This window comes from Streptomyces sp. NPDC058671, assembly GCF_042716475.1.
GTDB lineage: Bacteria > Actinomycetota > Actinomycetes > Streptomycetales > Streptomycetaceae > Streptomyces.
Genome location: NZ_JBHXSA010000003.1, coordinates 1 through 25,144 on the forward strand (window position 1 = coordinate 1; position 25,144 = coordinate 25,144).

At 72.5% G+C, this 25,144-nt stretch carries 26 protein-coding genes; 4 read left to right on the plus strand and 22 right to left on the minus strand.

The genetic code is table 11. The features are described from left to right. Positions 1-181 precede the first annotated feature (181 nt). From groL to ACFWV2_RS04305, 4 genes are all read right to left on the minus strand, one after another. Complete coding sequence (gene groL / locus ACFWV2_RS04290; RefSeq protein WP_384401500.1) at positions 182-1,810, minus strand: chaperonin GroEL; 1,629 nt, start codon at positions 1,808-1,810, stop codon at positions 182-184. A gap of 130 nt (positions 1,811-1,940) precedes the next feature. After that, positions 1,941-2,249, minus strand: coding sequence for a co-chaperone GroES (gene groES / locus ACFWV2_RS04295; protein WP_073810087.1), 309 nt, complete (start codon positions 2,247-2,249; stop codon positions 1,941-1,943). Between the two features lie 222 nt (positions 2,250-2,471). Then, the gene (locus ACFWV2_RS04300; protein WP_384401503.1) at positions 2,472-2,693 is read right to left on the minus strand and encodes a hypothetical protein; all 222 of its coding nucleotides are present in this window, start codon (positions 2,691-2,693) and stop codon (positions 2,472-2,474) included. Beyond that, on the minus strand, positions 2,690-3,610 hold the full coding sequence (locus ACFWV2_RS04305) for a polysaccharide deacetylase family protein (RefSeq protein WP_384401506.1): 921 nt from the start codon (positions 3,608-3,610) through the stop codon (positions 2,690-2,692). Before ACFWV2_RS04305 ends, ACFWV2_RS04300 begins: the two co-directional genes overlap by 4 nt. Positions 3,611-3,740: 130 nt before the next feature. Here ACFWV2_RS04305 and ACFWV2_RS04310 point away from each other — a divergent pair, with 130 nt between their 5' ends. Further along, entirely contained in the window at positions 3,741-4,928 is a 1,188-nt protein-coding gene (locus ACFWV2_RS04310; protein ID WP_384401509.1) for a methyltransferase domain-containing protein, read from the plus strand. Between the two features lie 18 nt (positions 4,929-4,946). Here the strand turns inward: ACFWV2_RS04310 and ACFWV2_RS04315 are convergent, their stop codons facing one another. From ACFWV2_RS04315 to tsaB, 7 genes are all read right to left on the minus strand, one after another. Continuing rightward, a complete protein-coding gene (locus ACFWV2_RS04315; RefSeq protein ID WP_384401512.1) occupies positions 4,947-6,197 on the minus strand; it encodes an RNA polymerase sigma factor in 1,251 nt (416 codons plus the stop codon). A 16-nt stretch (positions 6,198-6,213) separates the two neighbouring features. After that, positions 6,214-6,579, minus strand: coding sequence for a YciI family protein (locus tag ACFWV2_RS04320; protein WP_384401516.1), 366 nt, complete (start codon positions 6,577-6,579; stop codon positions 6,214-6,216). 119 nt (positions 6,580-6,698) lie between these two features. Continuing rightward, on the minus strand, positions 6,699-7,550 hold the full coding sequence (locus tag ACFWV2_RS04325) for a polysaccharide deacetylase family protein (RefSeq protein WP_384401519.1): 852 nt from the start codon (positions 7,548-7,550) through the stop codon (positions 6,699-6,701). 46 nt (positions 7,551-7,596) lie between these two features. After that, positions 7,597-7,836, minus strand: a complete 240-nt coding sequence (locus ACFWV2_RS04330) for a hypothetical protein (RefSeq protein WP_384402450.1) — start codon at positions 7,834-7,836, stop codon at positions 7,597-7,599. A gap of 14 nt (positions 7,837-7,850) precedes the next feature. Further along, positions 7,851-8,951 (minus strand): tRNA (adenosine(37)-N6)-threonylcarbamoyltransferase complex transferase subunit TsaD, encoded by a 1,101-nt coding sequence (tsaD, locus tag ACFWV2_RS04335; RefSeq protein ID WP_384401522.1) that lies wholly within the window; start codon positions 8,949-8,951, stop codon positions 7,851-7,853. A 31-nt stretch (positions 8,952-8,982) separates the two neighbouring features. Beyond that, a complete protein-coding gene (gene rimI / locus ACFWV2_RS04340; protein WP_384402453.1) occupies positions 8,983-9,444 on the minus strand; it encodes a ribosomal protein S18-alanine N-acetyltransferase in 462 nt (153 codons plus the stop codon). A 23-nt stretch (positions 9,445-9,467) separates the two neighbouring features. Next, on the minus strand, positions 9,468-10,124 hold the full coding sequence (gene tsaB / locus ACFWV2_RS04345) for a tRNA (adenosine(37)-N6)-threonylcarbamoyltransferase complex dimerization subunit type 1 TsaB (protein WP_384401525.1): 657 nt from the start codon (positions 10,122-10,124) through the stop codon (positions 9,468-9,470). Between the two features lie 120 nt (positions 10,125-10,244). Here tsaB and ACFWV2_RS04350 point away from each other — a divergent pair, with 120 nt between their 5' ends. Further along, positions 10,245-10,787, plus strand: a complete 543-nt coding sequence (locus ACFWV2_RS04350) for a hypothetical protein (RefSeq protein ID WP_384402456.1) — start codon at positions 10,245-10,247, stop codon at positions 10,785-10,787. Between the two features lie 79 nt (positions 10,788-10,866). On the opposite strand, the gene ACFWV2_RS04355 is transcribed toward ACFWV2_RS04350, so the two are convergent. The 7 genes from ACFWV2_RS04355 to glmS form a co-directional block, all read right to left on the minus strand. Next, complete coding sequence (locus ACFWV2_RS04355; RefSeq protein ID WP_384401528.1) at positions 10,867-11,040, minus strand: hypothetical protein; 174 nt, start codon at positions 11,038-11,040, stop codon at positions 10,867-10,869. Positions 11,041-11,165: 125 nt separating this feature from the next. Then, positions 11,166-11,666 (minus strand): tRNA (adenosine(37)-N6)-threonylcarbamoyltransferase complex ATPase subunit type 1 TsaE, encoded by a 501-nt coding sequence (gene tsaE / locus ACFWV2_RS04360; protein ID WP_384401531.1) that lies wholly within the window; start codon positions 11,664-11,666, stop codon positions 11,166-11,168. Between the two features lie 10 nt (positions 11,667-11,676). Beyond that, a complete protein-coding gene (locus ACFWV2_RS04365; RefSeq protein WP_384401534.1) occupies positions 11,677-12,867 on the minus strand; it encodes an alpha/beta fold hydrolase in 1,191 nt (396 codons plus the stop codon). A gap of 10 nt (positions 12,868-12,877) precedes the next feature. Further along, positions 12,878-14,026 carry an alanine racemase gene (gene alr / locus ACFWV2_RS04370; protein ID WP_384401537.1) on the minus strand — a complete coding sequence of 383 codons (1,149 nt, stop codon included), beginning with the start codon at positions 14,024-14,026 and terminating at the stop codon, positions 12,878-12,880. 465 nt (positions 14,027-14,491) lie between these two features. Then, entirely contained in the window at positions 14,492-15,931 is a 1,440-nt protein-coding gene (locus tag ACFWV2_RS04375; protein ID WP_384401540.1) for an NAD(P)H-hydrate dehydratase, read from the minus strand. 248 nt (positions 15,932-16,179) lie between these two features. Continuing rightward, entirely contained in the window at positions 16,180-16,548 is a 369-nt protein-coding gene (locus ACFWV2_RS04380) for a holo-ACP synthase (protein ID WP_384401543.1), read from the minus strand. Positions 16,549-16,555: 7 nt separating this feature from the next. Then, entirely contained in the window at positions 16,556-18,403 is a 1,848-nt protein-coding gene (gene glmS / locus ACFWV2_RS04385; RefSeq protein WP_384401546.1) for a glutamine--fructose-6-phosphate transaminase (isomerizing), read from the minus strand. Between the two features lie 223 nt (positions 18,404-18,626). On the opposite strand from glmS, the gene coaA reads away from it, so the two are divergent. Further along, a complete protein-coding gene (gene coaA / locus ACFWV2_RS04390) occupies positions 18,627-19,673 on the plus strand; it encodes a type I pantothenate kinase (RefSeq protein WP_384401549.1) in 1,047 nt (348 codons plus the stop codon). A 37-nt stretch (positions 19,674-19,710) separates the two neighbouring features. After that, entirely contained in the window at positions 19,711-20,658 is a 948-nt protein-coding gene (locus ACFWV2_RS04395) for a DUF389 domain-containing protein (RefSeq protein WP_384401552.1), read from the plus strand. An 87-nt stretch (positions 20,659-20,745) separates the two neighbouring features. On the opposite strand, the gene glmM is transcribed toward ACFWV2_RS04395, so the two are convergent. The 4 genes from glmM to ACFWV2_RS04415 form a co-directional block, all read right to left on the minus strand. Then, positions 20,746-22,104 carry a phosphoglucosamine mutase gene (glmM, locus tag ACFWV2_RS04400; protein ID WP_384401555.1) on the minus strand — a complete coding sequence of 453 codons (1,359 nt, stop codon included), beginning with the start codon at positions 22,102-22,104 and terminating at the stop codon, positions 20,746-20,748. Between the two features lie 136 nt (positions 22,105-22,240). Then, the gene (gene rpsI / locus ACFWV2_RS04405; protein WP_041130789.1) at positions 22,241-22,753 is read right to left on the minus strand and encodes a 30S ribosomal protein S9; all 513 of its coding nucleotides are present in this window, start codon (positions 22,751-22,753) and stop codon (positions 22,241-22,243) included. A 44-nt stretch (positions 22,754-22,797) separates the two neighbouring features. Continuing rightward, positions 22,798-23,241 (minus strand): 50S ribosomal protein L13, encoded by a 444-nt coding sequence (gene rplM / locus ACFWV2_RS04410; protein WP_360785364.1) that lies wholly within the window; start codon positions 23,239-23,241, stop codon positions 22,798-22,800. 238 nt (positions 23,242-23,479) lie between these two features. After that, on the minus strand, positions 23,480-25,102 hold the full coding sequence (locus ACFWV2_RS04415) for an ABC-F family ATP-binding cassette domain-containing protein (protein WP_384401560.1): 1,623 nt from the start codon (positions 25,100-25,102) through the stop codon (positions 23,480-23,482). Positions 25,103-25,144: the final 42 nt, after the last annotated feature.

A 25,144-nucleotide genomic window follows, 5' to 3' on the forward strand; every position in this document is an offset into this window, starting at 1 on the left:
CTTTTTTAAAAAAAATTATTTTGGTGGCCTGGTTATTTTTTTTATAAGATCCGGGCGGGGCGCGGGGGCGGGTTTGTACCGCTATATCACGTCCACCCGGCGGCCGGGGGCCCCCGCGCGGGGGGCACCGGGCCTCGGTGATCAGCTACGAGCCTCGGTGATCAGCGATCACCGGTCGGCGTCAGTGCGAGTGGCCGTGACCGTGACCGTGGCCGTGGTCCGCCGGCTCCTCTTCCTTCTTCTCCACCACGAGGGTCTCGGTGGTGAGGAGGAGGGAGGCGATCGAGGCGGCGTTCTCCAGGGCGGAGCGCGTCACCTTCACCGGGTCGATGACGCCGGCCTTGACCAGGTCGCCGTACTCGCCGGTCGCGGCGTTGAAGCCCTGGCCCTTGTCGAGCTCCGCCACCTTCGAGGTGATGACGTAGCCCTCGAGGCCGGCGTTCTCGGCGATCCAGCGCAGCGGCTCGACGGCGGCGCGGCGGACGACCGCGACACCCGTGGCCTCGTCGCCGGTCTTGCCGAGGTTGCCCTCGAGGACCTTGACGGCGTGGACGAGCGCGGAGCCACCACCGGAGACGATGCCCTCCTCGACCGCGGCGCGGGTCGCGGAGATGGCGTCCTCCAGACGGTGCTTCTTCTCCTTCAGCTCCACCTCGGTGGCGGCGCCGACCTTGATCACGCACACGCCGCCGGCCAGCTTCGCGAGGCGCTCCTGCAGCTTCTCGCGGTCCCAGTCGGAGTCCGTGGACTCGATCTCGGCCTTGATCTGGTTGACGCGGCCGTGCACGTCCTCCGACTTGCCGCCACCGTCGACGATGACGGTGTCGTCCTTGGTGATGGTCACGCGGCGGGCGGTGCCGAGCACGTCGAGACCGGCCTGGTCGAGCTTGAGGCCGACCTCCTCGGCGATGACGGTGGCACCGGTGAGGGTGGCCATGTCGCCGAGCATCGCCTTGCGGCGGTCGCCGAAGCCGGGGGCCTTGACGGCCACGGCGTTGAAGGTGCCACGGATCTTGTTCACGACCAGGGTCGACAGGGCCTCGCCCTCGACGTCCTCGGCGATGATCAGGAGCGGCTTGCTGGCGCCGGCCTGGATGACCTTCTCCAGGATGGGCAGCAGGTCCTGGATCGAGGAGATCTTGCCCTGGTTGATCAGGATGTACGGGTCGTCGAGGACGGCCTCCATACGCTCCTGGTCGGTGACCATGTACGGGGACAGGTAGCCCTTGTCGAAGGCCATGCCCTCGGTGAAGTCGAGCTCCAGGCCGAAGGTGTTGGACTCCTCGACGGTGATGACACCGTCCTTGCCGACCTTGTCCATCGCCTCGGCGATGAGCTCGCCGACCTGCTGGTCCTGCGCGGAGAGCGCGGCGACGGCGGCGATGTCGGACTTGTCCTCGATCGGGCGCGCGGTGGCGAGGAGCTCCTCGGAGACGGCCTTGACGGCGGCGTCGATGCCCTTCTTCAGGGCGGCCGGGGAGGCGCCGGCGGCGACGTTGCGCAGACCCTCGCGGACCAGGGCCTGGGCCAGCACGGTGGCGGTGGTGGTGCCGTCACCCGCGATGTCGTTGGTCTTGGTCGCCACCTCCTTCACCAGCTGGGCGCCGAGGTTCTCGTACGGGTCGTCGAGCTCGACCTCGCGGGCGATCGTGACACCGTCGTTGGTGATGGTGGGGGCGCCGAACTTCTTGTCGATGACGACGTTGCGGCCCTTGGGGCCGATCGTCACCTTCACCGTGTCGGCAAGCTTGTTGACGCCGCGCTCAAGGGCGCGACGGGCGTCCTCGTCGAACTTCAGGATCTTCGCCATGGGAGCGGTTCAGCCCTCTCGGAATAGGGTGGAACGAACCGCGCCCCGGGGCGCCTGGAAGGGGCCTCGGGGCGCAGCTCTGAGCATCTGGTTCAGTGCTCGTACGTCGGTACTTCGGTACTTCGGTGAATTACTTCTCGACGATCGCGAGCACGTCGCGAGCCGAGAGGACGAGGTACTCCTCGCCGTTGTACTTCACCTCGGTGCCGCCGTACTTGCTGTACAGCACGATGTCGCCGGTCTGGACGTCGAGCGGCAGGCGCTCGCCGTTCTCGAAGCGGCCCGGGCCCACGGCAAGGACGACGCCCTCCTGGGGCTTCTCCTTGGCGGTGTCCGGGATGACCAGGCCAGAGGCGGTGGTCTGCTCGGCGTCGAGCGGCTGGACCACGATGCGGTCCTCGAGCGGCTTGATGGCAACCTTGGAGCTGGTGGTCGTCACGATCCGACCTCCCCCTTCGGAGATCACGGGGTTGACTGTCTGAGGTGGCGACCAGGTGGATCCGTCGTCGCGGGTGCCGGACCTGCCCGTCGCTGTGTTGGCACTCTCCGGTGGGGAGTGCCAGAGCCGAGACTATGACCGCGATTAGCACTCGGTCAAGCGGAGTGCCAATGACGCGCGATGTGGCGCTCCGGTCCCGGCAGGAGAACGGCGTCCCGGACCTCAGGGTTCCGCACGCGAGTTCGAGTCCCGGACGCCCGCGGCACCCTGCTCCGCGACCGTCGTCGCGTCCCGCGTCTGCGCCGGTCCCACCCGCTCCGCCGCCTTCCGCCCGAGCCGTTCGAGCGGGTCCACGGCCGAGGCGCACCCGGTGGCGGCGAGGAGCGCGACGGCCAGCACCGCTCCGGCCACCGACCGCCGCGTCCGGGACGGCGCGCGGCTCATACGTAGTCCTCCAGCTTGGCGACCGCGTACCCCTTGGCCGTGATCACGTTCATCACCCGGCGGATCATGTCGGGCATGGTCCCCTTCCAGTCGTCCTTGCCCCGGAAGTGGGTGAGCACGATGTCGCCGGGGTGCAGGTCCCGGTCCCACTCGCGCCACTCCATGTGGTCGGGGAACGCCTCGGACGCCCACAGCGGGACCGCCTTGACGCCGCAGGACCTGGCGGCGCGCAGGGTGTCCTCGTTGTAGTTGCCGTACGGCGGGCGGAAGAGCGGGGGGCGCTTGCCGAATCGTTTCTCGATGACGTCCTGCATGCCGCAGATCTCGCGCTTCTGCTGGCTGTACGACAGCCCCGGCAGGTACCGGTGGTTGAGGGTGTGGTTGTGCAGGGAGACCCCGCCCTCCTGGGACTTCTGCATCCGGGCGAAGTACCCGTAGTCGTCCTTGACGACGTAGTCGCTGATGAAGGCGCTGTAGGGGATCCGGAGTTCGTTCATCATCCGCAGCAGGGCGGGGTCCTTCTCGGCGCCGTCGTCGATCGTCAGGAAGACGATCTTCTGCTTGGTCGGCACGGTGGTGAAGACGGGCGGCAGGCCTTCGCCCGCCGTCTCGAAGCCCTTGCGGGTGGTGATCCGCGGCTTCACGGCGGGCGGGGCGGGCGCGTCGAGCGGGGTCCGGGCGAGGCCCCACTTCCTCGCGGCGACCACCCGGGCGGCGCGCTGCGCGCGGACCTTCTCGACGTACGCCGCGATCGCGCCGGACGCCTTCTGCCCCTGGGCCTGCTGGCCGGCGGCGGGAGCGGGGGCGCCCTTGGCCGGCTCGGTGCCGTCCCCGCAGGCCGTGGCGGCGGAGGCGAGGGCGGCGACGACGAGGGCGGCCCCGAGCACCCGGGACGAACGGCGCACACCTTTTGCCATCATATTTTCCTTTTGTCGTACGAGTCGTATCGCGCCGCATCCTGTCAGCGCGGACGCCCGTTCCCGGCCACGACACCGCCGTACCGCACCCCGCGTCCCCCGGCCGGCCCACACCACCGCAGGGCCCACAATGGGACGGGTGACCGACCTCGCCTCCTTCGCCCCCCTGCTCGGCCCCGAGGGTCAGACCCTCCTCACCGCCCTGCGCGACTACGACCCCGCCCGGGAACTGGCGGTCGCCTCCCGGCTGCGCCGCGACCACTCCGCGGAGCTGGTCACGGCGGCGATCGGGCAGGCACGGCTGCGGCAGCGGGCGGTCGCCAAGTTCGGCGCGGAGGACGCGTACCGGATGTACTTCACCCCGAACGGCGTCGAGCAGTCGACCCGCGCCTCGGTCGGCGCCCACCGGGCGGCCCGGCTGAAGGCGCTCGGCGTCCGCGGCGTCGCCGACCTCTGCTCGGGGATCGGCGGCGACGCGATCGCCCTGGCCCGCGCCGGGATCTCCGTCCTCGCCGTCGACCGCGACCCGCTGACCGCCGAGGCCGCCCGCGCCAACGCCGAGGCGCTCGGCCTCGCGGAGCTGATCGAGGTGCGGTGCGCGGACGTCACCGACATCGACACCGCGCCGTACGACGCGGTCTTCGTCGACCCGGCGCGGCGCGGCGGCCGGGGCCGCGTCTTCGACCCGGAGGCGTACTCCCCGCCCCTGTCCTGGGCGGTCCAGGCGGCCCGCAGGGCCCCGCACGCGGCCCTGAAGGTGGCTCCGGGCATCCCGCACGAGGCGGTGCCCGAGGAGGCCGAGGCCGAGTGGATCTCGGACGGCGGGGACGTCAAGGAGGCGGTCCTCTGGTTCGGTACGGAGCCGGGCGCCCGCCGGGCCACCCTGCTACCCTCGGGCGCGGCCCTCGCCGGCCGGGGCCTGCCCGACCCGGCGGTCCGCCCGGTCGGCCGCTACCTCTACGAGCCGGACGGCGCCGTCATCCGCGCGCACCTGGTCGCCGAGGTGGCGGAGGAGGTGGGAGGCGGCCTGATCGACGCGACGATCGCGTACGTCACGGCGGACGCGCTCGTCCCCACCCCGTACGCCGCCGCCTACGAGATCACCGACGAACTCCCGTTCAACCTGAAGAAGCTGAAGGCCCTGCTGCGGGAACGGGAGGTCGGCACCCTGACGGTGAAGAAGCGCGGCTCCGCGGTGGAGCCCGAGGAGATCCGCCGCAGGGTGAGGCCGAAGGGCCCGAACGCGGCGACGGTCCTGCTCACGCGGGTGGCCGGCGCCCCGACGATGCTGATCGGCCACCCGGCCGCCCGTCGGTGACCCCGGCCGAGCGCCCCCCTACGCGCCCCCGAGCGCCCGCGCCTTCGCCCGCAGCAGCGCCCGCTCGCCCTCGTTGCGGGTGAGGGCCGTGGCCCGCTCGAACTCCGCCCGCGCCTCCGCCTCACGCCCGAGCCGGGCCAGCAGGTCGCCCCGCACGCTCGGCAGCAGGTGATATCCGGCCAGGCCGGGCGCGGCGGAGAGGGCGTCGACGAGCGGGAGGGCCGCCTCGGGGCCCTCGGCCATCGACACGGCGACCGCGCGGTTCAGCTCGACGACCGGGGAGGGAGCGAGGACGCCCAGCCGCCCGTACAGCGCGGCGATGGTCGCCCAGTCGGTCTCGTCGTACGAGGGGGCCCGCGCGTGGCAGGCGGCGATGGCGGCCTGGAGGGCGTACGGCCCGTACGTACGCCCGTCACCGGCCCGCTCCAGGGCGGCGAACCCGCGCAGGACGAGCAGCCGGTTCCAGCGCCGCCGGTCCTGCGCGGCGAGCAGCACCGGCTGGCCGTCGGGTCCGGTCCTGGCCGCCGTCCGGGAGGACTGGAGCTCCAGAAGGGCGGCCAGGCCCTGCGCCTCGCCCTCCCGGGGCGCGAGGGCGGCGAGGGTCCGGGCGAGCCGCAGCGCGTCCTCGCAGAGCCCCGGCCGCAGCAGGTCGTCGCCCGTCGTCGCCGCGTACCCCTCGTTGAAGATCAGGTAGATCACTTCGAGGACGGAACCGAGCCGCGCCGCCCGGTCCTCCCCGTACGGCACCTCGAAGGCGACGCCCGCCTTCGCGAGCGTCCGCTTGGCGCGGGTGATGCGCGCCGCGAGGGTGGCCTCCGGTACGAGGAAGGCGCGGGCGATCTCGTCCGTGCGGAGCCCTCCGACGAGCCGCAGGGTCAGCGCGGCCCTCGCCTCGGCGGAGAGCACCGGATGGCAGGCGGTGAAGATCAGCCGCAGCACGTCGTCGTCGATGTCACCGGGGCCCGGGGGCTCGGGGTCGTACGCCTCCTCGGTGAGCGTCCTGCCCACCTCGGCGAGCTTCCGCGCGTACGTCTCGCGCCGCCGCACGAGGTCGACGGCGCGGTGTTTGGCGGTGGCCGTCAGCCAGGCTCCCGGCCGCTCCGGGACCCCTGTCAGCGGCCACTGCTCCAAGGCGGCGACGAGGGCGTCCTGGGCGATCTCCTCGGCGATGCCGACGTCCCTGACGATGCGCGCCGCCGTGGCGACGATCCGCGCCGACTCCATGCGGAAGACCGTCTCCAGTGTGCTGTCCGGCGTCACGCCTCCCATGACAGCACACCCGGGGTCAGCCCTCCGGCATCTCCTCGACCTCGCGGACCTCCAGGCCGACCTTCCACTGCGGCGGGTGGACGGCCAGGAAGCGCTTCCCCCACTCGACGGCCTCGGCCATGTCCTTGCACTGGAGCATGGCGTAGCCGCCGACGACCTCCTTGGTCTCGGTGAACGGTCCGTCGGTGTACGACAGCTTCCCGTCCGACCAGGTGATCCGGGTGGCCTCGGCGGTAGGCCTGAGCCCGGCCGTGTCCACCATGGCGCCGGCCTTGCCGATCTCCTCGAAGAGCGCGCCCATGCGCTCCTCGAAGCCGGGGTCGGCGCTCTCCATGTCGATGGTGTTCTCCTCGATGCGGACGAGGGACAGGAAGCGGGGCATGACGACTCCTCGGGGGTGCGGTGGCGGGGCCGTTCCCCGCCGTCCACACATACGTCGAACGGGCCGGACCCGCATCGACACCACGCCCGGAGAAATCTCCGGGCGTCCCGGGCAAGGCCCTAGACGTAGTCCTCCAGGCGCGCCACCGTGAAGCCCTGTTCCTGGATGCGGCGCAGCATCGTGGCCGTCATCTCCGTCATCGTGCGGCCCTTGAGCTCGGACGGGCCCCGGAAGTGGGCCAGGATGATGTCGCCGGGGTGGAGCTTCCGGTCGCCGCGCTGGTACTGCATGTTCTTGATCTGCATGGACTCCCGCCACAGCACGATCGCGTCCACGCCGCACTCCGCCGCCGCCGCGCGCGTGGCCTCGTTCCAGTTGCCGTAGGGCGGGCGGAAGAGGCGCGGGGCCGTGCCGAACCGTTTCGTCAGCTTCGTCTGCTGACCGCAGATCTCCCGACGCTGGGCGTCCTGGGACAGGGTGCGCAGGTTCGGGTGGGTCAGGGTGTGGTTGGCGAGCCCGTGGCCCTGGGCGACGAGCGGGGCGAAGTACGCGTAGTCGCCGCGGATGGCCGCGTCCGTGAGGAACATCGTGACCGGGACATCGAGGTCCTTCATCATCGTGACGAACTCGGGGTCCTTCTCCGCCCCGTCGTCGATCGTGATGAAGACGATCTTCTCGGTGGTGGGGATGTCGCTGATGACGGGGACCGGCCCGCCGGGCGGCCGGACGACCGGCTTGGTCGCGGGCGGGGCGGGCGGCGCCGCGAAGGGCTTGAGCCCCCACTTGCGGTACGCGGCCGCCCGGTCAGGGGCGCCGGGCGCCTTGTCCCCGGCACCCGTCCCCGCCGACGGGGCGTCCCCGCGCGCCGACGGCGTCCTCGGAGCGGGTGCGTCGGGGTCCTCCGCCGCGCAGCCGGTCACCAGCAGGGCGACGGCGGTGAGGGCGGCCCACAGCGCGATCTTCTTCTTCACACGTGGTGGGATGCCCGCACCGGTCGAAAGGTTGCCCGGGAATCGACTATTCCACCGATTCGAAACGCCAGCGGTGGACCGGACGGGCGATCAGCTCCGCGTCCGGCTCCGCCAGCTCGGGCAACTCCGCGTCGAAGGCCGCCGCCTCCCACCAGGTGAGGACGAGGACCCGGTCCTGGGGCGCGCGGAGGATCTCCCGGCGCTGCGGCTCGCGGGCGAGGACCTGGGCCCTGGCCCACTCCAGGAGTTCGGCGCCCCGGCCCTGGGCGGCCCGCGCCTCCCACATGAGCGTCACGGTGGTCACGAGTACAGGTTCTCCTTGCTGACCTCGTGCACGTGATCGTGATCGTGGGACGCCCCCGGCACGTGCGGGTCCGTCACCGGAAGCGAGGAGTCCGCGGAGAGTTCCAGGTCGGAGGCCGGCCGGTTGCGGGCGACCATCTCCGAGCCGAGGGCCGCGACCATGGCGCCGTTGTCCGTGCACAGGCCGGGGCGCGGCACCCGCAGCCGGATGCCGGCCCGCTCGCAGCGCTCCTCGGCGAGGGCCCGGAGACGCGAGTTGGCGGCGACACCGCCGCCGATCATCAGGTGGTCGACGCCCTCGTCCTTGCAGGCCCGGACCGCCTTGCGGGTGAGCACGTCGACGACGGCCTCCTGGAAGGACGCGGCCACGTCCCGTACCGGCACGTCCTCGCCGGCCGCCCGCTTGGCCTCGATCCAGCGGGCCACGGCGGTCTTGAGGCCGGAGAAGGAGAAGTCGTACGCGGGGTCCCGCGAGCCGCTCAGGCCGCGCGGGAACGCGATGGCGGCCGGGTCGCCCTCCCTGGCGAGCCGGTCGATGACCGGTCCGCCGGGGAAGCCGAGGTCGAGCACGCGGGCGATCTTGTCGAAGGCCTCGCCCGCCGCGTCGTCGATGGTGGCGCCCAGGGGGCGCACGTCGGAGGTGATGTCGGCGGAGAGCAGCAGCGAGGAGTGGCCGCCCGAGACGAGCAGGGCCATCGTCGGCTCGGGCAGCTTGCCGTGCTCCAGCTGGTCGACGCAGATGTGCGAGGCGAGGTGGTTGACGCCGTAGAGGGGCTTGCCGAGGGCGTACGCGTAGGCCTTGGCGGCCGAGACGCCGACGAGCAGCGCGCCCGCGAGACCGGGGCCCGCGGTGACGGCGACGCCGTCGAGGTCCTTGGCGGAGATCCCGGCCGTCTTCAGGGCGCGCTCGATCGTCGGGACCATCGCCTCCAGATGCGCGCGGGAGGCGATCTCGGGGACGACGCCGCCGAAGCGGGCGTGGGTGTCGACGCTGGACGCGACGGCGTCGGCGAGGAGCGTGGTCCCGTGGACGATGCCGACGCCGGTCTCGTCACAGGAGGTCTCGATGCCGAGTACGAGGGGTTCGTCAGCAGCCATCAGTCATTCCAGCCATGGGTCGGTACGGACATCAGATCTCGGTCTCGGTTCCTTGAACGGTCAGTCGCATCACGAGGGCGTCCACGTTCCCGGGCTGGTAGTAGCCGCGCCGGAAACCGATGGGCTCGAAGCCGAAGCGCTCGTAGAGCTTCTGGGCCCGGGTGTTGTCCACGCGCACTTCGAGGAGGACCTCGTCGCACTCGAAGGCGGTGGCGTGCTGCAGCAGGTCGGTGAGGAGCCGGGCGCCGAGACCGGTGCCCCACTGGTCGCGGGCGACGGCGATGGTCTGCACGTCGCCGAGTCCGCCGGCCGCCGCGAGCCCGGCGTACCCGACGAGCCGTCCGTCCGCGTCCTCGGCGACGAGGTAGCGGCGGCTGGCGCGCGGTCCGCGCGCGTGCGCGAGCTCCGACCAGAACATCCCCGCCGACCAGGCGTCCTCGGGGAACAGCTCGTCCTCGAGGGTCAGCACCGGCGGGATGTCCCACCAGCGCATCTCGCGCAGCTCCACGGCCCCGGTCACTGGGGTGTGACCACCTTGTAGTTCTTCGGCACCTGCGCGTCGGGGCGGCGCAGGTACATCGGCAGCGGGTCGAGGAACCCGTCCCCGCCGGCCGCCAGCTTCTCCGCGGCGAGCCCGGCGAGCGCCGCCGCCGACTGGTGCTCGGGGTCGCGGGCGTCGGGGAAGGCGTCCGGGTAGAGGCGGGCGCCGGCACCGACGACGGGCAGGCCGGTGAGCCGTTCGGCGATGTCGGCGGGCCGGTCGACGGCCGCGTCGGTCACCCGCGTACGGGAGTCGTCGTAGCGCGCCCAGTAGACCTCCTTGCGCCGGGCGTCCGTGGCGACGGCGAACGGCTCGTCGATCCCGGAGGCGTACGCGAGGCCGTCGAGGGTGCACAGTCCGTGGACCGGCGTTCCGAGGGCGGAGGAGAAGGCCGCGGCCGTGACGAGGCCGACGCGGAGGCCGGTGTAGGGGCCGGGGCCGACACCGACGACGAGGCCGGTGACCGCGTCGAGCGTCAGCCCGGCCTCCTTGAGGACCCGGTCGACGGCGGGCAGCAGCAGCTCCCCGTGGCGGCGGGCGTCGACCTGGCTCGACGAGGCGATGACGGCCTCGCCGTCGTGGAGGGCGACGGTGACGGCGGGGGTGGCGGTATCCAAGGCGAGCAACAGCACGCGAACAGCCTACGGCTCCCGGGCACGGTGCCCGGCCCACCGCTCCCCCGGCTGCTACCGTCACCCTTCGATACGTTCGTACGAGAGGTGGGCACGGTGGCACGGAGCAGCTCGGGATTCGTGGCCGGGCTCACGGCGGCGGCGGTCGCCGCCGTCGCCTTCCTCGCGTACCAGGCCTCGGCCAACGTCCCCGCCGATCTCGCGCAGAAGCCGCGGACGCCGAGCACCGCCGCGCCGTCGATCTCGCCGAGCGGCGGCCCCCGGCAGCCGGCCGCGAACCCCCTCGCCGTACCGGCGAACTCGGGCACCGGTGAGCGGGTCGTCTATTCGCTCTCCGACCGCAGGGTGTGGCTGGTCGACAAGAAGGGCAAGGCGACCCGTACGTTCACGGTGATGCCCAGCACGGTCGATCCGGCGCCCGGGGCGTACGCCGTGACCTCACGCTCGGGCTCGGTCCGGGGCTCGGACGGCGTGCAGATCGAGCACGTGGTGCGGTTCGCGACGGCCCAGGACGTGGCGATCGGCTTCAGCGCGGCGGTCGACGGCTCGACGCCGAGCCCGGACCCGACGAAGAAGACGGGCGGCATCCGGATGAAGCGGGCCGACGGCGACGCGCTGTGGATGTTCGCGGTGATCGGCGCGAAGGTCGTCGTCGTCGCCTGAGCCCGTAGCGGCGGCCGGCGGTGGCAGCCCGCAGCGGGGCGGCGGCGGTGGTCGGCCGTCCGCCCGGGTCGCGGGCGTCTCAGGCGGCCTCGTGCCGCACGTCGGCGGGCTCGTCCCGCCGGTCCCCCGCGGCCTGCTCCGGCTGCCGGTTCCGAGGTGGCGTGGAGAGGGTGCGGGCGGCCGCGCAGGACGCCAGCAGGTCACTCATCGAGACGTTGTCCCCGGTGTGGTCCGCGCGCTCGGGCTTCGCCATGCATGCCTCCCGTAGGTTAGGTTCACCTAACCAGTCTGTGCCTCCATGTGACCACGGCACGTACGAACGGCGCAACACCTTCCCGACACGTTGTCGGAATCTACGTACCCGGCCGTCCGGATCGATCAGAGCGCGCCCAGGTCCTCGTCGGCCCAGCGCCGGCCGATCCCGCGCAGCACGACCGTGCGCCGGTCGTCGTCGGTGTCGCCGGTCACCCGGTGGATCAGGAGGTGCAGCCGGTCGTCGGTCAGCTCCTCGACCTTGCCGTCACCCCACTCGACGACGATCACCGACTCGGGCAGGGAGACGTCCAGATCGAGGTCCTCCATCTCGTCGAGACCGCCGCCGAGGCGGTACGCGTCCACGTGCACCAGGGCCGGGCCGCCGACCAGGGACGGATGGACGCGGGCGATGACGAAGGTCGGGGAGGTGACGGCGCCCCTCACCCCGAGCCCCTCGCCGAGGCCCCGGGTGAGGGTGGTCTTGCCGGCGCCGAGCTCGCCGGTGAGCATGACGAGGTCGCCGGGGCGGAGGATCTTCGCGAGGCTGCGGCCGAGCTCCTGCATCTGCTGGGGGGAGTCGACGGAGAGGGTGGCGCCGGAGACGGGCGGGTGCGCTGCTTCCATACCCGCCAATTTATCCGTTGCGCGGGTCCGGTTCCGCCGTGCACGTCGTCGCCGCCGCCTCAGGGACGGCCCCCGCCCGTACGAGCAGGTCCGCGAGGCGGTCGGTGACCACCTCCGGGTGCTCCAGCATCACCAGATGGCCGCCGTCCGGGACGATGACGAGCTCCGCGTCCGGGAGCAGGTCCGCGATGGCCTCGGTGTGGGAACTGGGGGTCACCAGGTCGTGGTCCCCGGCGAGCGCGAGCACCGGCACGTCACGGAAGACGGGCAGGGCGGCCGTCTTGTCGTGCTCGGCGAAGGCCGGGTAGAACGCGGCGACGACGTCGATCGGGGTCGACTCGATCATCCGCTCCGCGAAGCGGGCGACCGCCGGATCCACGTCCCTCGACGCGAACGAGTACTTCTTGATCAGCCCGGCGAACAGGTCCACGGTCGCCCTGCGGCCCCGCTCCACCAGCTCCGCCTGGGCGCCGAGCGCCCGCAGCACCCCCGGCAGGACCCGGCGGACGGCGTTGACGCCGGCGATCGGCAGGCCGTACGACACCTCCGCCAGCTTCCCGGCCGAGGTGCCCACGAAAGCGGCGCCGACGACCCGGTCCCGGACGAACTCCGGGTACCGGTCGGCCAGCGCCATGATCGTCATGCCACCCATCGAGTGCCCGACGAGGACGACCGGACCCTCCGGCGCGGCGGCGTCCAGGACGGCCCGCAGGTCGCGGCCCAGCTGGTCGATGGCCACGGGCACCGCGGCGGGACCGGACTGCGAGACGCCCCGGCCGGAGCGGCCGTGACCGCGCTGGTCCCAGAAGACGGTACGGACGAGACCGCGCAGCGCCGCCCGCTGGAAGTGCCAGGAATCCTGGTTGAGGCAGTAGCCGTGGCTGAAGACGACGGTGACGGGCGCGGGCTCCTTGCGCCCGAAGAGCCTGCGGCGACGGGCGGGCGGCGCGTCCGCCTCGACCTCGTCCACCTCGTAGTACAGGACCGTCGAGTCGTCGGCGAGGGCCCGGCCCGGGGTCCCGCGCACACCGCCGTACGGGCCGGTGGAGTCGAGGGCGAGCCGCGCCTTCTGGCGTACGGAACGGCCCACGGTGAGCCGCTCGACGGCGACCCCGGCGGCCGCACCCGCGGCCAGGACGCCGATCGCGGCGCCGGCGAACCCGGCGCGCCGCCAGCTGCTGGTACCGGTCGCCTCGCCCACGTCGGCCCCCCTACTCGCCCAGGTACACGCGCGGGACGCGCGCGCCGATCCGGGTGACGATCTCGTACGCGATGGTGTCGGCCGCCACCGCCCAGTCCTCCGCGGTCGGCTCGCCCCGGTCGCCCGGGCCGAAGAGCACGGCCTCGGCACCCGCCCCCGGCTCCTCCCCGCCCAGATCGACGACGAACTGATCCATGGCGACCCGACCCGCGACCCGGCGCACCGTGCCGCCGACGAGCACCGGGCCACGGCCCGAGGCATGCCGGGGAACACCGTCGGCGTACCCCAGCGGCACCAGCCCCAGGGTCGTCTCCGCCTCGGTGACGTAGTGGTGCCCGTAGCCGACCCCGTGCCCGGCCGGGACCCGCTTGACCAGCGCGACACTCCCCTTCAGCGACATCACCGGCCGCAGCCCCAGCCCGGCGGCGGTCCCCAGGTCGGGGCTCGGCGAGATGCCGTACACCGCGATGCCGGGCCGGACCATGTCGAAGTGCGCCTCGGGAAGGGTCAGGGCCGCCGCCGAGTTCGCGATGTGCCGCACCTCGGGCACGACACCCGCCCGCTCGGCCAGGTCGAGCATCGAACGGAAGACGTCGAGCTGGGCGGCGATCGAGGGATGGCGCGGCTCGTCCGCACAGGCCAGATGCGACCACAGACCGGTGACCCTGACCAGGCCGTCGGCCTCCGCCTTCAGCGCGGCCTCCACCAGCTCCGGCCAGTCGGCCGGCTGGCAGCCGTTGCGCCCCAGCCCGGTGTCCGCCTTGAGCTGCACACGGGCCGTCCCCCCCGTACGGCGCGCCGCCTCCACCACCTCCGCCAGCGCCCACATCCCGCTCACCGACATGTCGAGACCCGCCTCGATACCCCGGTCCCACGGATCCCCCGGCGCCCACAGCCAGCACATCAGCGGCACACCCGTGATCCCCGCCGCACGCAACGCCAGCGCCTCCTGCGGAGTGGCCGTCCCCAGCCAGTCCGCACCCGCCTCCAGAGCGGCACGGGCACAACGCACCGCACCATGCCCGTACGCGTCGGCCTTCACCACCGCCATCACCCGGACATGGGGGCCCACACGGGCGCGCAGCGTGCGGACATTCGCACGCAACGCACCGAGATCGATCTCGGCACGGGCTCTGCGGGGCAGCGGTGTCTCAGTCATCGCGCCCAGTCTCTCAGGTGCCGACTCCCTGCCACCCCGCGCCAGGGCCGTCGGCGACGGCGAGCCGCCCGACCGACGGCCCGGGACGAACGCCTTGCCGACTCCCGAGGGCCCCGGACCGGGGCCGTCGGGGACGGCGAGCCGCCCGACCGACGCCGCTGGACGAACGCCCCGCGTACCTCGGAGGCAGGGAGGCCCGGGGCGGAGGCACCCTGGGACGGCCTGCCCGGCCCAGGCGCCCCGAAGCGGGCGCCGCCCGGGCTCGGGGACGGAGTCCCCCGCCGCACGGCCCGCCCGGCCCGCCACGCTCGGGGACGGAGTCCCCCGCGGCCCCGGGGACGGAGTCCCGGCACGGCCCCGTCCCGCCAGGCTCGGGGACGGAGTCCCCTGGGGAAGCTTGTCCGCCCGCCCCCGGCAGGGCTTCGGGAAGGGGTGGGTGGGGTGGGGTCCCGAGCACGAAGGGGACTACCCGGCCTCGCTCACGTCCCGCCACGCCCCGCCCAGCGCCCCCGCCACCTCCGACGCCGTCACCGGTCCCCGGCCCTCCGAGGCCCGTCGGGCCGCCAGGCCGTGGAGGTACGCGGCGCACGAGGCCGCGTCCACCGGGGGCAGGCCCGCCGCCAGGAGGGAGCCCGCGAGGCCCGAGAGGACGTCACCGCTGCCGGCGGTGGCCAGCCAGCCGGTGCCGGTGGGGTTCACCCTTACGGGGCCGCCCTCCGGCCCGTACACCAGCGTCGTCGAGCCCTTGAGCAGCACCGTCGCCCCGAACCGCCCCGTCAGTTCCCGTACCGCCGCCAGCCGCCCCGCCTCCACCTCCTCACGGGCCACGCCGAGCAGCGCCGCCGCCTCTCCCGCGTGCGGGGTGAGGAGCGTCGGCGCCGGGCGGGCCCGTACCAGAGCGGGGTCCAGGCCCCGCAGCCCGTCCGCGTCCACGAGGACCGGAACGTCCGAGGCGAGGACCTCCGCCACACCGGGTCCGTCGCCGAGCCCGGGGCCGACCACCCACGCCTGGACCCGGCCCGCCGCGGCCGGCGGCCCCGCGTGGACGAGGGTCTCCGGGTGCCGGGCGATCACCGCGTCCGCGGCGGGCCCGACGTACCGCACGGCCCCCGCCCCGCCCCGCAGCGCCCCCGCGACGGTGAGGACCGCCGCCCCGGGGTAGCGGGCGGAGCCGGCGACCACACCGAGGACGCCGCGCCGGTACTTGTCGCTCCCCGCGCCGGGCACGGGCAGCAGCCGCGCCACGTCCTGGTGCTGGAGCGCCTCCACCACGGGCACGCCCGGCAGTTCGTCGCCGAGTCCGATGTCGACGAGCCGCAGCGCGCCCGCGTACTCCCGTCCGGGGTCGACGAGCAGCCCCGGCTTGTACGTGCCGAAGGTGACGGTCACGTCCGCCCGTAGCACCTCCCCCGGCACCTCGCCCGTGTCCGCGTCGACTCCGCTCGGCAGGTCGACGGCGACGACGACGGCGTCGGAGCCCCGCGCGGCCCTGGCGACGGGTACGGCGTCGGGCCGGAGCCCGCCCCGCCCGCCGATGCCGGTGATGCCGTCGAGGACGAGGTCGGCGACGGCGAGCGGCTCGAACGGATCGTCCGCGACCCGGCCCCCCGCCGCCGCGAGGGCCGCGAGCCCGCCCTCGTGGGCGCGGGCGCCGAGCAGGACGGCGGTGACCCCCGCGCCGCGCCGGGCGAGCCGGGCGCCGGCGTACAGGGCGTCGCCGCCGTTGTCGCCGCTGCCCACGAGGAGGACGACCCTCGCCCCGTACACCCGCCCCTTGCCGAGGAGCGAGCAGCAGGCGGCGGCGAGTCCGGCGGCGGCCCGCCCCATGAGGGCGCCCTCGGGCAGCCGGGCCTTGAGAGCGGCCTCGGCGGCCCGTACGGTCTCCACGCGGTGAGCGGTTCGCATGGTCAGCAGTCTGCCGCAGTCGTCAGGCGCCTGCCGGGGGAAGCGGGACGACGTCCCCGCGACCACCCGCCACCCCGGGGGGCGCGGGTCGACGCCCCCGGGACCACCGGCCCGGCCCGCCCGGGGGACGCGGCTCGACGCCCCCACCCCACTCGCCGCCCCGGGGGGACGCGGCTCGACGCCCCCACCCCACCCGCCCCCCCGGGCACGCGGCTCGACGACCCTTTCCCGCCCGCCCCCGCACCCCGTCACGCCTCCGCGATGACCACCGCCGACGCCACCCCCGCGTCGTGGCTGAGCGAGACGTGCCAGGTCTTCACGCCCAGTTCCGCCGCCCGCGCCGCCACCGTCCCCCGCACCCGCAGCCGTGGCTGGCCGGTGCCCTCGACGTACACCTCGGCGTCCGTCCAGTGCAGCCCGCCCGGCGCGCCGAGCGCCTTCGCGAGCGCCTCCTTCGCGGCGAACCGCACCGCGAGGGACGCAGGCCCGCGCCGCTCACCGCTGGGGAGCAGCAGTTCCCGTTCGACGAAGAGGCGCTGGAGCAGCCCAGGCGTCCGTTCGATCGACGCGGCGAAACGGTCGATCTCCGCCACGTCGATCCCCACCCCAATGATCATTTCCCACTCACTCCACGGTCACGGATTTGGCCAGGTTGCGCGGCTGGTCCACCTCGTTGCCCCGCGCGGTGGCGAGCTCGCAGGCGAAGACCTGGAGCGGCACCGTGGAGACCAGCGGCTGGAGCAGCGTAGGCGTGGCCGGGATCCGGATGAGGTGGTCGGCGTACGGGACGACGGCGTCGTCGCCCTCCTCCGCGATGACGATGGTCCGCGCCCCGCGTGCCCGGATCTCCTGGATGTTGGAGACGATCTTGTCGTGGAGGACGGACCGGCCCTTGGGCGAGGGCACGACGACGACCACCGGCAGGTCCTCCTCGATGAGCGCGATCGGCCCGTGCTTGAGCTCTCCTGCGGCGAAGCCCTCGGCGTGCATGTACGCGAGTTCCTTGAGCTTCAGGGCGCCTTCGAGGGCGACGGGGTAGCCCACGTGGCGGCCGAGGAAGAGGACGGTGTCCTTGTGGGCGAGGGAGCGGGCGAGGGCGCGGACCGGCTCCATCGTCGCGAGGACCCGTTCGACCTCGTCGCCGATGCGGGCGAGCTCCCGGACGACGGCGTGGATCTCGTCGCCCCACTTGGTGCCGCGCACCTGCCCCAGGTACAGCGCGAGGAGGTAGCAGGCGACGAGCTGGGTGAGGAAGGCCTTCGTGGACGCGACGGCGACCTCGGGCCCGGCGTGGGTGTAGAGCACGGCGTCCGACTCGCGGGGGATGGTCGAGCCGTTGGTGTTGCAGACGGCGAGGACCTTCGCGCCCTGCTCACGGGCGTGCCGGAGCGCCATCAGGGTGTCCATGGTCTCGCCGGACTGGGAGATGGCGATGACGAGGGTGCGCCGGTCGAGGATGGGGTCGCGGTAGCGGAACTCGCTGGCGAGTTCGACCTCGCAGGGGATGCGGGTCCAGTGCTCGATGGCGTACTTGGCGATGAGTCCCGCGTGGAAGGCGGTGCCGCAGGCGATGATGACGACCTTGTCGGCCTCGCGGAGCACGTGGGCGGGGATGCGCACCTCGTCGAGGGTGAGCCGTCCCGTGCCGTCGATCCGGCCGAGGAGGGTGTCGGCGACGGCCTTGGGCTGCTCGGCGATCTCCTTGAGCATGAAGTGGTCGTAGCCGCCCTTCTCGGCGGCGGAGGCGTCCCAGTCCACGTGGTAGGCCCGTACGTCGGCGGGTGTGCCGTCGAATTCGGTGACGGTGACGCCGTCCCTGGTCAGCTCGACGACCTGGTCCTGGCCGAGCTCGACGGCGGAGCGGGTGTGGGCGATGAAGGCGGACACGTCGGAGGCGAGGAAGTTCTCGCCCTCGCCGACGCCGACGACGAGCGGCGAGTTCCGGCGGGCGCCGACGACCACGTCCGGCTGGTCGGCGTGCACGGCGACCAGGGTGAACGCCCCGTCGAGCCGCCGGCAGACGAGCCGCATGGCCTCGGCGAGGTCGCCGACGGAGGAGAACTCCTCGGCGAGGAGGTGCGCGACGACCTCGGTGTCCGTCTCGGAGAGCAGGTCGTGACCACGGTCCGCGAGTTCTTCGCGCAGCGCGGCGAAGTTCTCGATGATGCCGTTGTGGACGACGGCGACCCGTCCGGCGTTGTCGAGGTGCGGGTGCGCGTTGGCGTCGGTCGGCCCGCCGTGGGTGGCCCAGCGGGTGTGGCCGATGCCCACGGACCCGTCGGCCAGCGGCCGTTCCACCAGCTCCTTCTCCAGATTGAGGAGCTTGCCCGCCTTCTTGGCCGAGGCGAGCCCTCCGTCGGAGAGCACCGCGACCCCGGCCGAGTCGTAGCCCCGGTATTCGAGCCTCTTGAGGCCCGCGACCACCACATCAAGCGCCGACTGCCCGCCGACGTATCCCACGATTCCACACATGACGGAAGCGTAGGGCGGATGGCGCCCGGAGGGCCGGAGTCGGCGGGGTTCGACGGGTACGCGTCGGCGACCGGCGCCGGACCCTCGGCCCGCAGGGAGCACCCGGCGCCGGCCCCTCGGCCCCCCGGAGGCACCCGGCGCCGGACCCTCCACCGTTTCCGCGTGACCCACCCCACGACCCGCGGAGACCCACGACCGGCCCCGGACCCCCGACAATGGCCGTGTGATCACTTCGCCGCCACGAAGCCCCGACGGGGCCGGCCCCGCCCACGGCAACGGCCCCCCCGGCAACGGCGCCCCCGGCAACGGCTCCTCCCCCCGCCGTCCCTCCGAGGCGACCCCCTACGTCGACCTGACCCGGGCCGAGTGGAGCGACCTGAGGGACAAGACGCCGCTGCCGCTCACCGCCGACGAGGTGGAGCGGCTCCGCGGGCTCGGGGATGTCATCGACCTCGACGAGGTACGGGACATCTACCTGCCGCTGTCCCGGCTGCTCAACCTGTACGTGCAGGCCACCAGCGGTCTGCGCGGCGCCCTCAACACCTTCCTCGGCGAGAACGCGGAGCAGCGCGGCACCCCCTTCGTCATAGGGGTCGCCGGTTCGGTGGCCGTCGGCAAGTCGACGGTCTCCCGGCTCCTGCAGGCCCTGCTCGCCCGCTGGCCGGAGCACCCCCGCGTGGAACTGGTGACCACGGACGCCTTCCTCTTCCCGATGGAGGAGCTGAGGGCGCGGGGCCTGATGGCCCGCAAGGGTTTCCCCGAGTCGTACGACCGCCGGGCCCTGACCCGGTTCGTCGCGGACATCAAGGCGGGCAAGGAGGAGGTCACGGCGCCGGTCTACTCGCACCTGATCTACGACCGCGTGCCCGGTGAGCGGCTCGTCGTCCGCCGCCCGGACATCCTGATCGTGGAGGGGCTGAACGTCCTCCAGCCGGCGCTCCCCGGCAAGGACGGGCGGACGCGGGTCGGTCTCGCCGACTACTTCGACTTCTCGGTGTACGTGGACGCGCGCCCCGAGGACATCGAGCGCTGGTACCTGAACCGCTTCCGCAAGCTGCGCGACACCGCGTTCCAGAACCCGTCCTCGTACTTCCAGCGGTACACGCAGGTCTCCGAGGAGGAGGCCCTCGACTACGCCCGCACCATGTGGCGCACCATCAACAAGGTGAACCTCCTGGAGAACGTGGCCCCGACCCGCGGCCGGGCGACCCTGGTGGTCCGCAAGGGCTCCGACCACAAGGTGCAGCGGCTGAGCCTCCGCAAGCTCTGACCTTCCACAGGCCCCGGCCGTCCGTAAGCTCTTCCGCATGCTGCATCTCCGGATGATCGTCCCGCCCGAAAGCACCCAGACCGCGGTCAAGCTGATCGAGTCGACGGTCGGCACCACGCATCTGGTGGTGCTGCCGGGCGCGGCCCGGGACCCCGCGGGTGACGTCGTGATGTGCGACGTGGCCCGTGAGGCGGGCGACGAACTCCTCAGCGGCCTGCGTGAGCTGAGGATCGACCAGGACGGGTCGATCGCCGTCGGCGACATCGATCTCTCCCTCTCCAAGCGCGCGGACGCGGCCGAGAAGGAGGCGCCGGGCGAGGCCGCGGACGCCGTGCTCTGGGAGCAGCTGACGGAGGCGACCCACGAGGAGTCGTCGCTCTCGGTCACGTACTGCGCGTTCATGGTCCTGGCGACGATGATCGCGGCCTGCGGTGTCGTCCTGGACAACGCGGTCCTGATCGTGGGCGCGATGGCGGTCGGCCCGGAGTTCGGCCCGCTCGCCGGCGTGTGTACGGCGGTGGTGCGGCGCGCTCCGAAGCTTGCGGGGCGGTCGCTGATCGCGCTGCTCGTCGGCTTCGCGGCGGCGATCGCGGTGACGACCCTGTTCAGTCTGGGGATGGACGCCTTCGACCTGTTCACCAAGGAACGGCTGGACGCGGAACGCCCCAACACCAGTTTCATCTGGCAGCCGGACCCGTTCTCGTTCGTCGTGGCGCTGCTCGCGGGCGCGGCGGGCATGCTCTCGCTGACGTCCGCGAAGTCCGGCGCCCTGGTGGGGGTGGCGATCTCGGTGACGACGGTCCCGGCGGCCGCGAACGCGGCCGTGGCGCTGAGCTACGGCGAGGTGGGCCAGATGTGGGGGTCGATCGAGCAGCTCCTGCTCAACCTCTTCGGGATCATGCTGGCCGGGATCCTCACGCTGTACGCGCAGAAGCTGCTGTGGCGCACCCAGCGCGGCCAGTGGCGTCGCACGCCGAAGGCCTGAGCGCGCACTCCGGAGTCCCCCGTGCGCGGCGGAGGGCCCCCACCGTGCCGGTGGGGGCCCCCTGTGCATGACGATGCCTCAGAAAGCCTAGCCCAGTGCCGACTTCACGACGTCCGCGAGTCGCTGCGCGACCGCGCGGGCCTGCTCGATGTCCGCGGCCTCGACCATGACGCGGACCAGCGGCTCGGTGCCGGAGGAGCGGAGCAGCACGCGGCCGGTGGAACCGAGCTCGCGCTCGGCCTCGACGACGGCGGCGGCCAGGTCGCCGGAGGTGGAGACGCGCGACTTGTCGACGTCCTTCACGTTGATGAGGATCTGCGGCAGCCGCTCCATCACCGCGGCGAGGTCCGCGAGCGACTTGCCGGTGGCGGCGACCCGGGCGGCCAGCATGAGGCCGGTGAGGGTGCCGTCGCCGGTGGTGGCGTGGTCGAGGACGATGACGTGCCCCGACTGCTCGCCGCCGAGCGCGTAACCGTGCTCCTTCATGGACTCCAGGACGTAGCGGTCGCCGACCGCCGTCTGGACGAGGTTCAGGCCCTCGCGTTCCATGGCGAGCTTGAAGCCCAGGTTGGACATGACGGTCGCGACGACGGCGTCGCCGCGCAGCGTCCCGGCCTCGCGCATGGCGAGGGCGAGCACGGCCAGGATCTGGTCGCCGTCGACCTCGTTGCCCGCGGCGTCCACGGCGAGGCAGCGGTCGGCGTCGCCGTCGTGGGCGATGCCGAGGTCGGCGCCGTGCTCGACGACGGCGGCCTTGAGCAGCTCCAGGTGGGTGGAGCCGCAGCCGTCGTTGATGTTGAGGCCGTCCGGCTCGGCACCGATGGTGACGACCTCGGCGCCGGCCCGGGAGAACGCCTCGGGCGAGACGCGGGCGGCGGCGCCGTGGGCCTCGTCGAGGACGACCTTCAGACCGTCGAGACGGTTGGGGAGGACGGCGATGAGGTGGGCGACGTACGTGTCGAAGCCCTGCTCGTAGTCACGGACCCGGCCGACGCCGGCACCGGTCGGACGCTCCCAGGGAGCGCCGGTGCGGTGCTCCTCGTACACGGACTCGATCCGGTCCTCCAGCTCGTCGGCGAGCTTGTGGCCGCCGCGCGCGAAGAACTTGATGCCGTTGTCGGGCATGGCGTTGTGGCTGGCGGAGAGCATCACGCCGAGGTCGGCGCCGAGGACGCCGGTGAGGTGCGCCACGGCCGGGGTGGGCAGCACGCCGACCCGCAGCACGTCGACGCCGGCGCTGGCGAGCCCGGCCACGACGGCGGCTTCCAGGAACTCTCCGGAGGCGCGCGGGTCACGTCCGACCACGGCGACCGGCCGATGCCCCGCGAAGGTGCCCGCCTCGGCGAGCACGTGCGCCGCCGCGACCGACAGGCCGAGCGCGAGCTCCGCCGTCAGGTCCGCGTTGGCCACACCGCGTACGCCGTCCGTACCGAAGAGTCGTCCCACAGCTGTCCTCCGAGAATACGTGCCCAAGCCGATGAAAGAACTGAAAGATGAAAGGTGCAAAAGGTTATGAAAAAACGCACGCCCCGACGGCACGGGCAGTGCCGCCGGGGCGTACGAGAGCAGACCGAGCAGGCGATTAACGCTTGCTGTACTGCGGGGCCTTACGGGCCTTCTTGAGACCGGCCTTCTTGCGCTCGACCGCACGGTCGTCGCGGGAGAGGAAGCCGGCCTTCTTCAGCGCCGGGCGGTTGTTCTCGACGTCCGCCTCGTTCAGCGCACGGGCCACACCGAGACGCAGGGCACCGGCCTGACCGGAGACGCCGCCACCCGCGATGCGGGCGATGATGTCGTAGCGGTTGTCGAGCTCGAGCACCTTGAAGGGCTCGTTGACTTCCTGCTGGTGCACCTTGTTGGGGAAGTAGTCCTCAAGGGTGCGACCGTTGATCTTCCACTTGCCGGTGCCCGGGACGATCCGGACGCGGGCGATGGCGTTCTTGCGACGGCCCAGGCCGGCGGCCGGCTGCGGGTCGCCGAAGCGGGACGCGAGCGACTCGGAGGTGTACTCACCCTCGACGAGCTCGGTCTCGGTCGTGTACTCCTCAACGCCCTCGAACTCGTCGACGGGGGTTTCGGGGGTGGTCTCGGCCACGATTCTCCTCAGATTTCTTTCGTTCTTAGGGGGTGTGGCCGGAACTACTGCGCGACCTGGGTGATCTCGAACGGGACCGGCTGCTGAGCAGCGTGCGGGTGGTTCTCGCCCGCGTAGACCTTCAGCTTCGAGATCATCTGACGGCCCAGGGTGTTCTTGGGGATCATGCCCTTGATGGCCTTCTCGACGGCCTTCTCGGGGTTCTTGGAGAGCAGCTCGTCGTAACGGACGGAGCGCAGACCACCCGGGAAGCCGGAGTGGCGGTAAGCCAGCTTCTGGGTCTTCTTGTTGCCGGACAGGTGGACCTTGTCAGCATTGATGATGATGACGAAGTCGCCCATGTCCATGTGGGGGGCGTACACCGGCTTGTGCTTGCCTCGGAGGAGGTTCGCAGCCGTGGTCGCCAGACGGCCCAGGACAACGTCCTGCGCGTCGATGATGTGCCACTGGCGAGTGACATCGCCGGGCTTGGGGCTGTACGTACGCACTTCGTAGCCTTCGCTTCTTCAGTGGATGGAGTCCAGACACACCTGAAGCGATCATGCAGCTTGGGCCTGCACTGCCGGGAACACGCCCGTATGCGAGCCACTGGTAACTGCTCCAGGGAACCTGCGTATGGCCCTTCGCGTGAGAACGACGAAGCCAATACGCATAACAAACCGCAACAGTACCCGCGCCACCCCCGAGGGGTCAAAACGCCGCAGGACACCAGGTCAGCGCCGCCGCTCAGCGCTCCCGCTCGACCCGCCGCTCGTCCCACACGGGCTCGCTCGTCTCCCGTACGACCCCGTCCGAGCCGAAGACCAGGTAGCGGTCGAAGCTCTTCGCGAACCACCGGTCGTGGGTCACGGCCAGCACCGTCCCGTCGTACGACTCGAGCCCGTCCTGCAGGGCCTCGGCCGACTCCAGGTCGAGGTTGTCCGTCGGCTCGTCGAGCAGCAGCGCCGTCGTGCCCGCCAGCTCCAGGAGCAGGATCTGGAAGCGGGCCTGCTGCCCGCCGGAGAGCTTGTCGAAGGGCTGGTCGCCCTGCCGCTCCAGCTCGTACCGGCGCAGCACCGACATCGCCCCGCCCCGGTCCTTGGCGTGCTCCGTCCACAGGATGTCGACGAGCGGCCGCCCGGCCAGCTCCGGGTGCGCGTGGGTCTGCGCGAAGTGCCCCGGAACCACCCGGGCCCCCAGCTTCCAGTCACCGGTGTGGGCGACCGACGGGTCCCCCGCGAGCAGACGCAGGAAATGCGACTTGCCCGAACCGTTCGAACCGAGGACGGCGACCCGCTCCCCGTAGAAGATCTCGAGCGAGAACGGCTTCATCAGACCGGTCAGCTGAAGGTTCTCGCAGGTCACGGCCCGCACACCGGTCCGCCCGCCGCGCAGCCGCATCCGGATGTCCTGCTCGCGCGGCGGCTCGGGCGGCGGCCCCGCCTCCTCGAACTTCCTGAGCCGGGTCTGCGCCGCCGCGTACCGGGAGGCCATGTCGTGGCTGACCGACGCCGCCTGCCGCAGGTTGACGACGAGCCTCTTCAGCTGGGCGTGCTTCTCCTCCCAGCGCCGCTTCAGCTCCTCGAAGCGGGCGAACCGCTCCCGCCGCGCCTCGTGGAAGGTGTCGAAGCCGCCGCCGTGCACCCAGACGTCCGAGCCGGCCGGACCGGGCTCGACCGCCACGATCTTCTGCGCGCCCCGGGACAGCAGCTCACGGTCGTGCGAGATGAACAGCACGGTCTTGCGGGTCTCCCGCAGCCGCTCCTCCAGCCACCGCTTCCCGGGGACGTCGAGGTAGTTGTCCGGCTCGTCGAGGAGCAGCACCTCGTCTGAGCCGCGCAGCAGCGACTCCAGGACCAGCCGCTTCTGCTCGCCGCCGGAGAGCGTCCGGACCTGCCGGAACTGCGCCTTCTCGTACGGGACGCCGAGCGCCGCCATGGTGCAGATGTCCCAGCCGGTCTCGGCCTCGTACCCCTGGACCTCGGCCCAGTCGCTGAGGGCCTGCGCGTACCTCATCTGCGCGGCCTCGTCGTCGACCGTCATGATCAGGTGCTCGGCGTCGTCGACGGCCTTCGCGGCCTCCCGGATCCGGGGCGGGGCCACCGATACCAGCAGGTCGCGAACGGTGGACTCGTCCCGTACGGAGCCGACGAACTGCGGCATCACACCGAGGCCGCCGCTGACGGTGACGCTGCCGCCGTGCGGCTGGAGCTCCCCGGAGATGAGCCGGAGCAGTGTGGTCTTGCCGGCGCCGTTGGCCCCGACGAGGGCGACGACCGCCCCTTCACCCACCCGGAAGGAGACGTCCCCGAGCAGGACCCTCCCGTCGGGAAGGTAGTACTCAAGATGTGCGGCCTCGACATGTCCCATGGGGTGCATTGTCGCCGCCCGGGTCGGCTCGGCCCAACCGGT

Excerpts from the sequence above, each read along its gene's own strand:
- groL (WP_384401500.1), bottom strand. The coding sequence starts at position 1,810 with ATGGCGAAGATCCTGAAGTTCGACGAGGACGCCCGTCGCGCCCTTGAG.
- ACFWV2_RS04300 (WP_384401503.1), bottom strand. The coding sequence starts at position 2,693 with ATGAGCCGCGCGCCGTCCCGGACGCGGCGGTCGGTGGCCGGAGCGGTG.
- ACFWV2_RS04305 (WP_384401506.1), bottom strand. The coding sequence starts at position 3,610 with ATGGCAAAAGGTGTGCGCCGTTCGTCCCGGGTGCTCGGGGCCGCCCTC.
- ACFWV2_RS04310 (WP_384401509.1), top strand. The coding sequence starts at position 3,741 with ATGGGACGGGTGACCGACCTCGCCTCCTTCGCCCCCCTGCTCGGCCCC.
- ACFWV2_RS04315 (WP_384401512.1), bottom strand. The coding sequence starts at position 6,197 with ATGGGAGGCGTGACGCCGGACAGCACACTGGAGACGGTCTTCCGCATG.
- ACFWV2_RS04320 (WP_384401516.1), bottom strand. The coding sequence starts at position 6,579 with ATGCCCCGCTTCCTGTCCCTCGTCCGCATCGAGGAGAACACCATCGAC.
- ACFWV2_RS04330 (WP_384402450.1), bottom strand. The coding sequence starts at position 7,836 with ATGTGGGAGGCGCGGGCCGCCCAGGGCCGGGGCGCCGAACTCCTGGAG.
- tsaD (WP_384401522.1), bottom strand. The coding sequence starts at position 8,951 with ATGGCTGCTGACGAACCCCTCGTACTCGGCATCGAGACCTCCTGTGAC.
- rimI (WP_384402453.1), bottom strand. The coding sequence starts at position 9,444 with ATGCGCTGGTGGGACATCCCGCCGGTGCTGACCCTCGAGGACGAGCTG.
- ACFWV2_RS04355 (WP_384401528.1), bottom strand. The coding sequence starts at position 11,040 with ATGGCGAAGCCCGAGCGCGCGGACCACACCGGGGACAACGTCTCGATG.
- tsaE (WP_384401531.1), bottom strand. The coding sequence starts at position 11,666 with ATGGAAGCAGCGCACCCGCCCGTCTCCGGCGCCACCCTCTCCGTCGAC.
- alr (WP_384401537.1), bottom strand. The coding sequence starts at position 14,026 with ATGACTGAGACACCGCTGCCCCGCAGAGCCCGTGCCGAGATCGATCTC.
- ACFWV2_RS04375 (WP_384401540.1), bottom strand. The coding sequence starts at position 15,931 with ATGCGAACCGCTCACCGCGTGGAGACCGTACGGGCCGCCGAGGCCGCT.
- ACFWV2_RS04380 (WP_384401543.1), bottom strand. The coding sequence starts at position 16,548 with ATGATCATTGGGGTGGGGATCGACGTGGCGGAGATCGACCGTTTCGCC.
- glmS (WP_384401546.1), bottom strand. The coding sequence starts at position 18,403 with ATGTGTGGAATCGTGGGATACGTCGGCGGGCAGTCGGCGCTTGATGTG.
- ACFWV2_RS04395 (WP_384401552.1), top strand. The coding sequence starts at position 19,711 with ATGCTGCATCTCCGGATGATCGTCCCGCCCGAAAGCACCCAGACCGCG.
- ACFWV2_RS04415 (WP_384401560.1), bottom strand. The coding sequence starts at position 25,102 with ATGGGACATGTCGAGGCCGCACATCTTGAGTACTACCTTCCCGACGGG.